This is a genomic window from Mesorhizobium sp. M0293, from assembly GCF_040321735.1.
Lineage (GTDB): Bacteria > Pseudomonadota > Alphaproteobacteria > Rhizobiales > Rhizobiaceae > Mesorhizobium.
Genome location: NZ_JAMYSA010000002.1, coordinates 36300 through 47828, shown reverse-complemented (window position 1 = coordinate 47828; position 11529 = coordinate 36300). Strand labels below are relative to the sequence as shown.

Annotated in this window: 15 protein-coding genes; 8 read left to right on the top strand and 7 right to left on the bottom strand. The window is 62.5% G+C overall.

Features of this window, described 5'->3' with window-relative positions; translation table 11 throughout:
- Nucleotides 1-13 precede the first annotated feature (13 nt).
- The 3 genes from tam (at nucleotide 14) to NKJ06_RS01285 (ending at nucleotide 2534) form a co-directional block, all read left to right on the top strand.
- A complete protein-coding gene (tam, locus tag NKJ06_RS01295) occupies nucleotides 14-781 on the top strand; it encodes a trans-aconitate 2-methyltransferase (RefSeq protein ID WP_352631609.1) in 768 nt (255 codons plus the stop codon).
- 137 nt (nucleotides 782-918) lie between these two features.
- Nucleotides 919-1257, top strand: coding sequence for a hypothetical protein (locus NKJ06_RS01290; RefSeq protein ID WP_352631611.1), 339 nt, complete (start codon nucleotides 919-921; stop codon nucleotides 1255-1257).
- 155 nt (nucleotides 1258-1412) lie between these two features.
- Nucleotides 1413-2534, top strand: coding sequence for a beta-ketoacyl-ACP synthase III (locus NKJ06_RS01285; RefSeq protein ID WP_352631613.1), 1122 nt, complete (start codon nucleotides 1413-1415; stop codon nucleotides 2532-2534).
- Between the two features lie 13 nt (nucleotides 2535-2547).
- Here the strand turns inward: NKJ06_RS01285 and NKJ06_RS01280 are convergent, their stop codons facing one another.
- From NKJ06_RS01280 to NKJ06_RS01270, 3 genes are all read right to left on the bottom strand, one after another.
- Entirely contained in the window at nucleotides 2548-3072 is a 525-nt protein-coding gene (locus NKJ06_RS01280) for a methyltransferase family protein (protein WP_352631615.1), read from the bottom strand.
- A 159-nt stretch (nucleotides 3073-3231) separates the two neighbouring features.
- Nucleotides 3232-3630 carry a VOC family protein gene (locus NKJ06_RS01275; protein ID WP_352631689.1) on the bottom strand — a complete coding sequence of 133 codons (399 nt, stop codon included), beginning with the start codon at nucleotides 3628-3630 and terminating at the stop codon, nucleotides 3232-3234.
- 31 nt (nucleotides 3631-3661) lie between these two features.
- A complete protein-coding gene (locus tag NKJ06_RS01270) occupies nucleotides 3662-4084 on the bottom strand; it encodes a hypothetical protein (RefSeq protein WP_352631617.1) in 423 nt (140 codons plus the stop codon).
- Between the two features lie 44 nt (nucleotides 4085-4128).
- Between NKJ06_RS01270 and NKJ06_RS01265 the strand changes: the two genes are divergently transcribed.
- Together NKJ06_RS01265 and NKJ06_RS01260 are read left to right on the top strand one after the other, a co-directional pair.
- A complete protein-coding gene (locus NKJ06_RS01265; protein ID WP_352808652.1) occupies nucleotides 4129-4851 on the top strand; it encodes a TetR/AcrR family transcriptional regulator in 723 nt (240 codons plus the stop codon).
- Between the two features lie 4 nt (nucleotides 4852-4855).
- Nucleotides 4856-5473 carry an MOSC domain-containing protein gene (locus NKJ06_RS01260; protein ID WP_352631621.1) on the top strand — a complete coding sequence of 206 codons (618 nt, stop codon included), beginning with the start codon at nucleotides 4856-4858 and terminating at the stop codon, nucleotides 5471-5473.
- Nucleotides 5474-5529: 56 nt separating this feature from the next.
- Here NKJ06_RS01260 and NKJ06_RS01255 read toward each other — a convergent pair whose 3' ends face one another.
- Both NKJ06_RS01255 and NKJ06_RS01250 read right to left on the bottom strand, forming a co-directional pair.
- On the bottom strand, nucleotides 5530-6375 hold the full coding sequence (locus NKJ06_RS01255) for an SDR family oxidoreductase (RefSeq protein WP_352631623.1): 846 nt from the start codon (nucleotides 6373-6375) through the stop codon (nucleotides 5530-5532).
- A gap of 133 nt (nucleotides 6376-6508) precedes the next feature.
- Nucleotides 6509-7471: a D-amino acid aminotransferase gene (locus NKJ06_RS01250; protein ID WP_352631624.1), complete on the bottom strand. Its 963-nt coding sequence runs from the start codon at nucleotides 7469-7471 to the stop codon at nucleotides 6509-6511.
- 157 nt (nucleotides 7472-7628) lie between these two features.
- Between NKJ06_RS01250 and NKJ06_RS01245 the strand changes: the two genes are divergently transcribed.
- Nucleotides 7629-8126 (top strand): hypothetical protein, encoded by a 498-nt coding sequence (locus NKJ06_RS01245; protein ID WP_352631626.1) that lies wholly within the window; start codon nucleotides 7629-7631, stop codon nucleotides 8124-8126.
- A gap of 64 nt (nucleotides 8127-8190) precedes the next feature.
- On the opposite strand, the gene NKJ06_RS01240 is transcribed toward NKJ06_RS01245, so the two are convergent.
- A complete protein-coding gene (locus NKJ06_RS01240; RefSeq protein ID WP_352631627.1) occupies nucleotides 8191-8505 on the bottom strand; it encodes a DUF2293 domain-containing protein in 315 nt (104 codons plus the stop codon).
- On the bottom strand, nucleotides 8502-9041 hold the full coding sequence (gene tsaA / locus NKJ06_RS01235; RefSeq protein WP_352631629.1) for a tRNA (N6-threonylcarbamoyladenosine(37)-N6)-methyltransferase TrmO: 540 nt from the start codon (nucleotides 9039-9041) through the stop codon (nucleotides 8502-8504). The genes NKJ06_RS01240 and tsaA overlap by 4 nt, the downstream gene beginning before the upstream one ends.
- 186 nt (nucleotides 9042-9227) lie before the next feature.
- Here tsaA and NKJ06_RS01230 point away from each other — a divergent pair, with 186 nt between their 5' ends.
- Nucleotides 9228-10250: an ArsR/SmtB family transcription factor gene (locus tag NKJ06_RS01230; protein WP_352631631.1), complete on the top strand. Its 1023-nt coding sequence runs from the start codon at nucleotides 9228-9230 to the stop codon at nucleotides 10248-10250.
- Nucleotides 10250-11167: a methylenetetrahydrofolate reductase [NAD(P)H] gene (metF, locus tag NKJ06_RS01225; protein ID WP_352631633.1), complete on the top strand. Its 918-nt coding sequence runs from the start codon at nucleotides 10250-10252 to the stop codon at nucleotides 11165-11167. Before NKJ06_RS01230 ends, metF begins: the two co-directional genes overlap by 1 nt.
- Nucleotides 11168-11529 lie beyond the last annotated feature (362 nt).

The following is an 11529-nucleotide window of genomic DNA, read 5'->3' as shown; positions in this document are numbered from 1 at the left end:
ATGAGGAGTTCACATGGCTGATTGGTCCGCCGCCCAATATTTGAAATTCGAGGACGAGCGCACGCGACCCGCTCGGGATCTGGTGGCGCAGGTGCCGGTGGACTTCCCGCGCCGGGTCGTCGACATCGGCTGCGGGCCGGGCAACTCGACCGAACTGCTGGTCGGGCGCTGGCCGAATGCTGAGGTGAGCGGCTTCGACACCTCAGCCGATATGATCGAGAAGGCGAGGGCACGCCTGCCCGACGTCGCCTTTGACCTGGCCGATGCATCGAAGTGGCAGCCGGGTGAGCCGGTCGACGTGATCTTCGCCAATGCGGTGTTCCAGTGGCTGCCCGAGCATCCCACAGTGTTCCAGCGGCTGATGGGTTTCCTGGCCCCAGGCGGCGCGCTCGCCGTTCAGATGCCCGACAATATGGGCGAAGACTCCCACCGCCTGATGCGGGAGACCGCCGCCGAAATGCCGTTTGCCGAAAAGATGAAGGGCGCGGCGCGCGCGCCGTTGCCGCCGGTGTCGTCCTATTATGACCTCCTGTCGCCGCTCAGCGATCGGCTGGACATCTGGCACACCATCTACAACCACCCGCTTGCCGATGCTCAGGCGATCGTCGAATGGGTGAAATCGACAGGACTGAAACCGTTCCTCGATCCGCTGGACGCCGACGAGCGGACGATGTTCCTCGACAGCTACACGGCCAAGATCGCCAAGGCCTATCCGAAGACGGCGAGCGGCAAGGTGCTTTTGCGCTTTCCGCGCATTTTCATCGTCGCCAAACGGGCCTGATTATCCACGTTGCACGACGCTCACTGCCGCCGCTTGACCGGGTTTCGTCGCCATGCGCATTTCATCACCTTGGGATCACAATGCCGTGTGGCAGGGATGGGCCCGTGTGGCAGGGGTGGCTCGGTGGCAGGGGGTGAATGATGACACTGAACAAGATGCTTTTCGGCGGCGGCGTGTGCGCGGCGGCACTTCTGGCGTTCTCGATCTCGGCGGAGGCCAAGCGAGCGCGCTGTTTCACCAGCGACGACGGCTATTTTCCGTGCAGCTATCGCGCGATCGATGATACCGGCAGTTTCCGCATCTCGGCGCCGGGCTATCCGACCTATGTCCTGGAGATCGACGGGCCAGGCTTTGCCTATGGCTATGTCAATCTCGGCCGCCGCAATGTGCCGCTGCCGGGGCAGTTCGTGCGCAGCCGCGACGACGGCGCCTGCTGGAACAACCCGCAGACCAACACCAAGCTCTGCGCTTGGTGAAACCAGGTTTAAGTCGGCCTAAACCTTTGGTTTAAGTCGGCCTAAACCTTTGGTTTAAGTCGGCGTAAACCGCCTCGGTGAGAAAACTGTTGCGCCGGAGCATTCCGGCGCCCACATGAAGCCCGCAACGCCTGCGGATGGGACGGACTGGATATATGCATCGCGTCATCATCAGCGGCATCGGCGTAGAAATCCCTGAAGCCAAGATCACCAATGAAGAGCTGGTTGCCAGCTTCAATGCCTGGGTCGACACGGAGAATGCGCGCCGCCTGGGCACCGACGAGCCGCCGCTGTCGAAATCGGACAGCGACTTCATCGTCCACGCCTCAGGCGTGCGCACCCGTCATGTGATCGAGCGCGAAGGCATTCTCGATCCGACCCGCATGGCGCCGCGCATTCCGGCACGGCCCGATGATACGCTGTCGCTCGAAGCCGAGTTCGGCATCGCCTCGGCCAAAAAAGCTCTCGACCATGCCGGGTTGAAGCCATCCGATATCGACTTGGTGATCTGTTCGGCCTCGCATCACCAGCGGCCCTATCCGGCCATCGCCATCGAAATGCAGGAGGCGCTGGGAACCAAGGGCGCCGGCTTCGATATGGGGCTTGGCTGCTCCTCGGCCGCCGCCGCCCTGCACATTGCCGTCAACCTGGTTCGGTCGGGCGCGCACAAGCGCATTCTGGTGACGACGCCGGAGATCATTACCGGTCATCTCAATTTCCGCGACCGGCAGACGCATTTCATCTTCGGCGACGCTTCGGTGTCGATGGTGGTCGAGGGGCTGGCGCAGGGCGACAAGCGGCCGGGACGTTTCGAGGTGCTCGACACGCGTATCTGGACGCAGATGTCGAACAACATCCGCACCAATCTGGGCTACCACACCCGCACCGCCCAGGATGATCCCTACATGATCAATCTGGAAGGCAATCTGATCAAGCAGGTCGGCAACAAGGTGTTCAAGGAAGTCACCGTCGCCGGGCAGAAATTCATTGTCGAATTCCTCGCCGAGCACGGGCTGACGCCGCAGGCGATCCGGCGCTTCTGGCTGCATCAGGCCAATGCGCGCATGAATGCGATGATCCTGAAACTGTCATTCGGGCACGAGGTCGATCATGACCGCGCGCCGATGGTGCTGGAACGGCTGGGCAACACGGCGGGCGCCGGCGCCATCGTTGCACTTTCGGAGAACCACGCCGACATGAAACCCGGCGATTTCGGCCTGATCTGCGCCTTTGGCGCGGGCTATTCGATAGGCGGCGCGCTTCTCAGGATGCTGTAGAGAGCTATTCGTGTCAGACCGGTGCGAACGGCACCAGCATCGGTACCCGCCTGATGTAGTCGTCATAGGCGCTGCCCAGTTCCTCGCGCAGGAAGCGTTCTTCGAGTTTTGCCTTCATGACCATGCCGATGGTCAGCAGCATGGCGCCGGCAACACCCCAGACAGTGCCTTTCGCCGCCATGGTGGCAAGGATTGCCAAAAGCAGTCCTGTGTAGATCGGATGGCGGACAAGGCCGTACGGGCCGGTGTCGACGACACGGTGCCCGGCCTTGGCGGTGACAGTGCCCGACCACAAGCGGCCGAGATGCAGGCGCGCCCACCAGCAGAAGGCGAAGCCGATGGCGATCAGTGCGACGCAAATCCAGGCCTCGGCAACGTTGGGGAACCACAGGCGAAGCCCGCCGACATAGTTGTGCGCCGGAATGAAGAGCAGGATCGTACCGATCATCAGGACCGCGCGGTAGGGCGCCTCGGCCCGGAAGCCGGCGCGCTTCTCGGCTTTGTCGGCCCAGAAGGCGGCAGCGGCCCATGATACCACTCAGATCAGCCAAAGAAGTGTGATTGCCGTCCCGGGACGCATGAAACCCTCCGCGGACTTGGTTCGGAGGCATCATGTGGCCGGCACAGCGCGGCAGCAATGCGGCGCTGTGTGGGAGTGGTTCGATTCAGGTAAGAAGATCGTGACCTGCAGGGGATCTCATTCGTTGCGACAACTGAACATCCACTGCACGCCGAAGAGGTCGACCAGCATGCCGAAGCTGGTTCCCCAATATTGCCGCGCCAGAGGCACGGTGATCCGGCCACCGGTGGCCATACGGACGAAAAGCTCCCGCATCGCAAGCAGGTCGACGAATTCCAGACAAAGGGCGGAGCCCTTCATCGGCTCCGCATCGTCATTGTCCGAAGCGTGGAACAAGACGCCCGGACCTTCGAAGCGTGCATGCAGGATCTTTCCGCGCATGGCTTCGGTTCGCACCGGCATGTCGTTGTCGCCCCAGCGCAGCAGGATCGTCCCCCGGCCAAGGCCGCACTGTTCGTAGAAGGCCAATGCCGGCTCGCAATTGGTGGTGAAGAACAGCGAAGGGGACAGCCGCATCGATTTGCGCCTGTTCATCACAACGGTCAGATTAGTGCGCGACGGCAGTGGCGGCAGCGATAAGCGCCTCGCCGGAATATTGCCTGCTACCGATACCCCAGCCGCCGTCGGGTGCGTTGACGATGTTGATCCAGGTGTTTTCGGGCCGGTGCTCCGGCACGCAGAGATCAGCGACAATCGCGGCGGCAGCGATGATAAAGTCCTTGCGGGCTTCGACCGAGCCGAGGCCGATGTTCGGCAGTTTCAACTCGACCATGACGACAGGTCGATTGGCGCCGCCGGCATAGATGCGATGAAGCGGCAGGATATGGACCGTGCCGCCGACGATCGCGGTGAAGAACGAATTGCCGGTGGCACCCGAGGCTTCGATGAGGGCGGCGCTGAGACGCGGCAGGATCTCGCGCTCTCCCGCGGGGGTCAGTACGCCTTCCGGCGCGGTCACGGTGATTGGCATTTGGCTCTCCTCTTTGCTGGTTTTCCATGGGCCTTCCGGCTGACATGTCTTCCCGCTTGCCATGTTTCGTATCGATTGGTACGTTACATGAGGAAGATGAGTCAACAGGTTTCGTATCGATCACTATGGATAATGTGGAGAAGTCCCGTGGCGGACGGCCGCGCGCTTTCGATCCCGACCGGGCGCTGGATGCGGCGATGCATCTGTTCTGGGAGCATGGCTATGAGGCGACGTCGCTGGCCATGCTGCGCGAAGCTATGGGGCTGACGCCGCCGCAGATCTACAACGCGTTCACCGACAAGGAGACCTTGTTCCGCAAAGCGCTGACGCGCTACCACGAAACCGAGATTGGGTTTGCGCTGGAAGCGCTGAGTGCGCCGATATCGACGCGGGAGGCGATACGGCGGTTGCTGCTCGGCGCGGCGCAGGCGTATTCCAGACCCGGCAAGCCCGGTGGCTGCCTGTTCGTCAGAGGCGCGCTGGCAGCCTCGCCGCAGGCGCAGTCCATTGCTGATGAGCTCAAGACCTATCGCAAGGCGAGTGAAGCGGCGATCGCAGAACGCCTGGCCAGGGGCAAGGCAGTGGGCGACCTCCCGGCGGGCTTGTCGGTCGAAGGGTTCGCCAAATACCTGGCTGGCGTCATGAACGGCATGTCGATCCAGGCGCGGGACGGGGCTTCGGTCGAAGAGTTGTGCGTTTTGGCCCAAACCGCTCTTGCGGCCTTGCCGGCCGAAGGGCAAAACCAGGCGGCATCATCCAAGGAATGAAGCCATGCTGGATCTATTCCCCGCAGCTGAAAAGCCGATTGAAATCGTCCCCGCGCGTAAGCTGGTCGCAAAGGCGGCAGCGCTTTACGTGGCGCCATCGGATCATTTCCAGACCCACCTAGTGGACGAACTGCGGCTGGGTTTCGACGGTATATCAGGCGATTTCCATGCCGGGCCGACACGGCGTTCGGGCGGGCGCGAACCCTGGTATCCGCGCGGCACCGAAATGCGCAACGAACGGCAGATATCGATCGTGGCGGCGGATGAACTCGCCATCGTCGCCCAACGGATGGATCTCACCGAAATCAAGCCGGAGTGGATCGGCGCCAATCTGGTGATCGAAGGCGTGCCGAACCTCTCCATGCTGCCGTCCGGCACGCTGCTGTTCTTCAAGGGCGGCGTGACCATCAAGGTCGACGCGCAGAACGGCCCTTGCCGCATCGCCGGCCGATCCATCGCCGAAAATGCCGGAATGGCCGACGTCGAAGCCGGCGCGTTGTTGTTCCCGAAGATGGCGAAGCGGCTGCGTGGCGTCGTCGCCTGGGTTGAGAAGCCGGGAACGGTCAAGGCCGGCGAAGAGATTTCGGTGCGTGTGCCGGAACAGTGGATTTATTCGGCATAGCTATGCGGCAACCCAAAGGGCAGGGCTACGCCGCCGGGCGGCGTAGCCAAAGCCCACTAGGCGTTAGCTTTGCGGTTCTTTTTGGCGCCTTGCGCCATGATGGAAACGTCATCCCACTTTTCCCAGGTAGCGATGCGGTTGGCGTATTCCTGTTTGATCATCGGCAGGCCGCCGTCGCCGAAGAACACCCTGAGCGGCGGCTCGGCGGCGTCGACAATGGCCAGCATGGCCGGCCCGGTGGCCTCGGGATCGCCGGCGACCGAATTGGCGCGGCGTTCTGCCATCTTGGCGCGGGCGGGCGCATAGGCCTCGATCGGTTGGGAGACCTTTGCCGACGGGCCGGCCCAGTCGGTGGAGAAACCGCCGGGTTCGACCAGCGTCACAAGGATGCCGAATTCCGCGACCTCGATGCTCAGCGACTGGCTGAAGGCTTCCAGCGCCCATTTCGAAGCGTGGTAGAGGCCGAGCGAGGCAAAGGCATTGACGCCGCCGATCGACGAGATCTGGATGATGTGGCCGGACCGCTGCGCCCGCATGATCGGCAGCGCGGCCTGGGTGACCCAGAGGGCGCCGAAGACATTGGCTTCGATCTGGTCGCGGGCTTCCTGTTCGCTGACCTCCTCAATGGCCCCAAAATGGCCGTAGCCGGCATTGTTGATGACGATGTCGAGCCGGCCAAAGCGCTTGTGCGCCTCGGCGACAGCGGCATCGACGGCTTTCTTGTCGGTGACGTCGAGCTTTATCGCGGCAATCCTGTCGCCGTACGTCCCGACGAGATCGGCGAGCGTGCCGGCATCGCGGGCGGTCGCCGCGACGCGGTCGCCACGGGCGAGCGCCGCCTCGGCCCAGACGCGGCCAAAACCTTTCGACGATCCGGTGATGAACCAAACCTTATTTGTCATGATGTGGAGTCCTTGCCCCTGCGGGCGTGATTTCGGGTGAAAACGGAGGCTTCTCCGTTTTATGGCATATACGATCTATCCCGCACTTTTCCAGAGGTGAGGGGAAATCTTTTTGAAGAAGCCGCCCGGTTGATCAGGGATAATGCACCTGAGACGACCATGCCGGGTCGTCGTGCTTCTCCCAATAGAGTGCCATCAGCCGGCTGGTGATCGCGCCGACCTTGCCGTCGGCGATCCCCGCGCCATCGACCTCCGTTACCGGCATGATGCCACCTGCGGTCGAGGTGATGAAAACCTCGTCTGCCTCGCGCAATGCGGCTACGCTGAGATCGATCGCTGTGGCGGCGAGGCCTTCCTCGGCGCAGAGATCGAAGACGGTGCGCCTTGTAATACCGGGCAGCACGCCGATGGAAGGCGTCGATAGGCGCCCATCCTTGACGCAGAAGACGTTGAAGCCCGGGCCTTCGGCGACGTTGCCGTTGAAGTCGAGGATCAGCGCGGTCTCGGCGCCGCGGTCATAGGCGTCGTAGAGACCGCGCACCAGATCGAGCCAATGGTAGTTCTTGATCGCCGGGTCGATCGAGGCCGGCGGAATGCGCACCTTGTCGCTGATGGCGACACGCAGGCCGCGCTGCAGCTGCTCCGCATTGGCGACCGAGCCGAACGGCACCGCGAACGCCATGAAGCGGTTGACCGCCTGGCGCGGATCACGGCTGAAGGTCGGCGAGGCGCCGCGCGTGCACAGCATTTCGACATAGGCGGCGCGATGGCCGGACAGCGCCACGCAATTGTGCAGGATTTCGGTCACCCCGTCGCGGTCGAAGGGGATGGTCATGCGCAGCTTTTCCAGCCCGCCGAAGAAGCGGTCCAGATGCAAATCGAGGCGGAAGAAGCGACCGTTCCAGACATGCACGGTGTCGTAGGTGGCGTCGGAATGCAGAAAGCCCCAGTCCAGCACCGAGACCTTGGCTTGCGACATCGGCAGATATTGGCCGTCGAGGAAAGCGACGCCCTCGGGGTAGGAGTGCGGGTCGACATGGCGATCGCCAACCACGGGCAGTTGCTTCTCGTCCTGTGTTGCCGTCGTCTGGCTCATCGGGGCCTCCTGTCGCGCAAGGCGAGATCGGCAGGCTAGCGGTGCTGGGCAGAAGGCATAGAGCCACCCGCTCGGCGCCGTTCGGCCTCCACGATGGTCTGAACGATACATTGGATTGCAATTGCCCTACCATTCTGGTTCTGAACGGGAGGGGAAGATGGGCAAGCTTGGGGCCGTGATAGCAGCGATGATGATGTTCGCCGCCGCGGGCGAAGCCAGCGCGCGATGTGTGAAAGAAGGCGAGGAACTCTGCCAGAGCGGCCAGAGCTATCGCTGCGAGAAAACCGGCAGCGAATTGACGCCGATCTTCCAGAACGTGCCTTGCGCGGTGCCGTCGCTGAGCGGCACCTGGGTCGGCAGCGGCCACCAGAGCCCTGCCGGCGATGCCGGTGCCGACTGGTCGATCGCCATGACGATCGACGATGGCGGTGCGTCGATCGACTATCCGTCGCTCGGCTGCGGCGGCTCCCTGTCCCAGACGTCCAGGGACGACATATCGGCGGAATACCACGAGAGCATCACCTACGGTCAGGACAAGTGCATCGACGGCGGCAACATCACCATCAGGTTTTTCAAGGGAAATCTGTCCTGGATCTGGGTCGGCCAGGCCGACGGCCAGCCCTATAATGCTGTCGCCGTGCTCGCGCGGAAATAAGAGACTGTTTGGAAATTCTACTCTGTCGGCCATCTGATGGCGTTTTCTGCGCTTCCGTACCGCCTCATTCATCCTCGTCATCGGCGTCGAGCAGGCGTGTCGCGCGCCAGCGGGTGAGCACGATATTGGTGTGCTCGATGACGAAGAAACGCGCCGAGTCGCGATCGTAACCTTCGGCCAGCAGTTTTTCGTAATCGGTGTGCATGTGGCGGATATGGGCAATGGTCGCCAGCCATACGGCGATGCCCGGCGGTAAGGTCTTCATGTGGACCGCGCCGGCATCAGTGCGGATCTTCTCCATGTCGGCATAGGGCGCCAGCGGCAGAAGTGCGGTCAGTGCCTTGGCGATGGCGCGGCGGCGGCCGGTGGGCGCTGTCATGGCCGGCTCCGATTGGGCTCGTCGCGCCCTTCGATGGTCGCTTCTGGTATGGCGTCGGTCGAGGCGAAATAGGGTTTCAGGTCGATGACCGGCGTACCGTCGAGCACGTCGATGGCGTCGAGATCGATGCGGCCGGTGTTTTGGTCGAGCCCCACCAGCCTGGCCACATGCAGCCCGATTGGGTTAGGGCGGGCCGGGGAGCGCAGCGAAAATACGCCTTTCGCTTCAGCCGCATGGCGCGGTTTCTGCACAATCAGGTCCCGCGGCGCGTGATGCAGCCAGGACAGGATGATGACGTGGCTGGCGCGCTCCAGGCCCTGCAGGCCATCGCGATAGGGCGCGTCGATGGTCAGCACCGCAGGCTGTCCGGTTTCGCGCGCGGCACGCATGTTCTTCGGGCAGGTCTCCCGCGTTATCCAAGGCGAGGCGATGCGGCCGATGAAGACGATGCCGCCATCCGGCGGCATCGATGCTGGATCGTTCTCCAGCCTCTGCTCGCCTTCGCGCTCCTCGAACATCTTACGCGTTCCGGTCATCTCGCTCTCATCTCGCATCTTTTTGTTCGTGCATGTCGTTGTCCCAAAATCGCAACGCACTTTTGGGGAACAGGCACCGAGCGGCCACGCAAGCGCCATTTTCTTGTCCGGAAGCGACATAGCGCTTGCAAGGTTTCGAAAATCGACATAAACATATGTTTATATCTTTTCAAAGAGAATACGCTGATGCATGTCTCGCTCGACACCATGGTGGATACATTGAAGGCGGCGGCCGAATCCAGCCGGCTTCGCATACTGGCACTGTTGTCGCGCGGCGACCTCACCGTTTCCGATCTTACCGAAATTCTCGGCCAGTCGCAGCCGCGCGTTTCACGGCACCTGAAGCTCTTGCTGGAGGCCGGGCTGATCGGCCGCTACCAGGAAGGGTCTTGGGCCTTCTTCCGCCTGTCGGACGCGGATTCCGCGCGGGACTTCGTCATGGGGCTGGTTTCCGGCATTCGCGGTGCCGATCCGCAGGTCGAGCGCGATCTCGAGCGGCTGGCCTCGGTCAAGCGCAAGCGGCAGGATCGCGCGGTCGAGTATTTTTCCGTGAATGCGGCGAGCTGGGACCATATACGTTCGTTGCATGTGCCGGACCGCGCCGTTGAAGCCGCAATGTTGAAGCTAGTCGGCAAACGGCCGTTCCAGTCGATGCTGGATCTCGGCACCGGCACCGGTCGGCTGCTTGAAATCTTCTCGCCGCTCTACCGGCGCGGTGTCGGCATCGACATGTCGCGCGAAATGCTGACCGTGGCGCGCGCCAATCTCGACAAGGCCGGCGTTTCGAACGCGCAGGTGCGGCAGGGCGACATCTTCGCGCCGCCGGTCGAGCGCGATGCCTTCGATCTCGTCACCATCCATCAGGTGCTGCACTATCTCGACGATCCCGCCCGCGCCATCCACGAGGCGGCGCGGCTTTTGCGTCCGGCCGGGCGCCTGGTCATCGTCGACTTCGCGCCGCACACGCTGGAATTCCTGCGCGACGAGCATGCGCATATGCGGCTCGGCTTTTCCGACCGGCAAATCGTCGACTGGTTTGCGGAAGCCGGGCTCGATCTCGAAGAAGCCCAAGAGTTCGAGCCGCGCGGCGGCAACGAGGCCAGGCTCACTGTAAAGCTCTGGCTTGGCCGCGACCGGCGCCTGCTGATCGCCGATCCTCCCAACGATGCCCGGCAAGCCAAAATGAACTCGATAGGGGAAATCGCCTGATGAACCAGTTCCGTTTTTCCCGCCGCCCCGACATTGGCGAGAAGGTCAGGGTTTCCTTTGAATTCTTCCCGCCGAAGACCGACGAGATGGAGGCCAAGCTGTGGGACACGGTCACAAGGCTGGAGCCGCTGAAGCCGAAATTCGTCTCGGTAACCTACGGCGCCGGCGGCTCGACACGCGAGCGCACCGCGCGCACTGTAAAGCGCATCCTGACGGAAACCGATATTCCTGCCGCGGCGCATCTGACCTGCGTCGGTGCAACGCGCGACGAGGTCAACGCGGTCATCCAGGATTACAAGTCGATCGGCATCAACCGATTCGTGGCGCTGCGCGGCGACCCGGCCTCCGGCGTCGGCGAACCCTATCGCCCGCATCCCGGTGGCTACGAGAATGGCGCGGAGCTGGTCGCCGGGCTTAAGACGATCGCGGATTTCGACATCTCCGTCGCGGCTTATCCGGAAAAGCATCCGCAAAGCCCCGATTTCGCTACCGACATCGAGATGCTGAAACGCAAGGTCGACAATGGCGCGACGCGCGCCATCACCCAGTTCTTTTTCGACAATGATCTCTACGAGCGCTATGTCGAGCGCGTCCGCCGCGCCGGCATCTACATACCCATCGTGCCGGGCATCCAGCCGGTTCACAGTTTCAAGCAGGTCGCGAACTTTTCCGCGAGGGCGGGCGCGCATGTGCCCGGCTGGCTGGCGGAACGGTTCGAGGGCCTTGACCGGGACCCGCAGACGCATGCGCTGGTGGCGTCGGCGGTGGCGGCCGAACAGGTCATGGACCTGGTCGAGCGTGGGGTCGGCGACTTCCACTTCTACACCATGAACCGCGCCGACCTCGTCTTCGCCGTCTGCCACATGATCGGCATCCGCTCGCATGAGGCGGAGGTCGCCGGATCAGCCGCTGCATGAGGTCGACCCGACAACAAAAGGCCGGGAAAAACCCGGCCTTTTGAATTGGTTGGACCTATTTGGGTGCTGGTCTTCCCCGCTTTGGCGGTTCAGGGAAGGAAGCCCATAATGAGGGCTCCGATAAAGGCGAACGCAGCACAGATCATCAATGCGTTGATAGGCCTCGTAAGTCCCATGACATAGCCTCCTCTTAAAGAGCTATGCCTAGGAGTCTAGGTTCATTTATGCCACAGGCAAGCAGAAAATGTGCTGCATTGCGACGTGATTGTGGAATTCGCGACCCGCTTTTTGCCGTTAGACGTTGAAACTCCTAGGCAAAAGCCGGCTTCAGGCCTGTGAATAAATTATGGCGGTGATGTGTC

Coding starts and splice junctions, on each gene's coding strand:
- tam (WP_352631609.1), top strand. CDS start 14: ATGGCTGATTGGTCCGCCGCCCAATATTTGAAATTCGAGGACGAGCGC.
- NKJ06_RS01290 (WP_352631611.1), top strand. CDS start 919: ATGATGACACTGAACAAGATGCTTTTCGGCGGCGGCGTGTGCGCGGCG.
- NKJ06_RS01285 (WP_352631613.1), top strand. CDS start 1,413: ATGCATCGCGTCATCATCAGCGGCATCGGCGTAGAAATCCCTGAAGCC.
- NKJ06_RS01275 (WP_352631689.1), bottom strand. CDS start 3,630: ATGCGGCTGTCCCCTTCGCTGTTCTTCACCACCAATTGCGAGCCGGCA.
- NKJ06_RS01270 (WP_352631617.1), bottom strand. CDS start 4,084: ATGCCAATCACCGTGACCGCGCCGGAAGGCGTACTGACCCCCGCGGGA.
- NKJ06_RS01265 (WP_352808652.1), top strand. CDS start 4,129: ATGTCTTCCCGCTTGCCATGTTTCGTATCGATTGGTACGTTACATGAG.
- NKJ06_RS01260 (WP_352631621.1), top strand. CDS start 4,856: ATGCTGGATCTATTCCCCGCAGCTGAAAAGCCGATTGAAATCGTCCCC.
- NKJ06_RS01255 (WP_352631623.1), bottom strand. CDS start 6,375: ATGACAAATAAGGTTTGGTTCATCACCGGATCGTCGAAAGGTTTTGGC.
- NKJ06_RS01250 (WP_352631624.1), bottom strand. CDS start 7,471: ATGAGCCAGACGACGGCAACACAGGACGAGAAGCAACTGCCCGTGGTT.
- NKJ06_RS01245 (WP_352631626.1), top strand. CDS start 7,629: ATGGGCAAGCTTGGGGCCGTGATAGCAGCGATGATGATGTTCGCCGCC.
- NKJ06_RS01240 (WP_352631627.1), bottom strand. CDS start 8,505: ATGACAGCGCCCACCGGCCGCCGCCGCGCCATCGCCAAGGCACTGACC.
- tsaA (WP_352631629.1), bottom strand. CDS start 9,041: ATGACCGGAACGCGTAAGATGTTCGAGGAGCGCGAAGGCGAGCAGAGG.
- NKJ06_RS01230 (WP_352631631.1), top strand. CDS start 9,228: ATGCATGTCTCGCTCGACACCATGGTGGATACATTGAAGGCGGCGGCC.
- metF (WP_352631633.1), top strand. CDS start 10,250: ATGAACCAGTTCCGTTTTTCCCGCCGCCCCGACATTGGCGAGAAGGTC.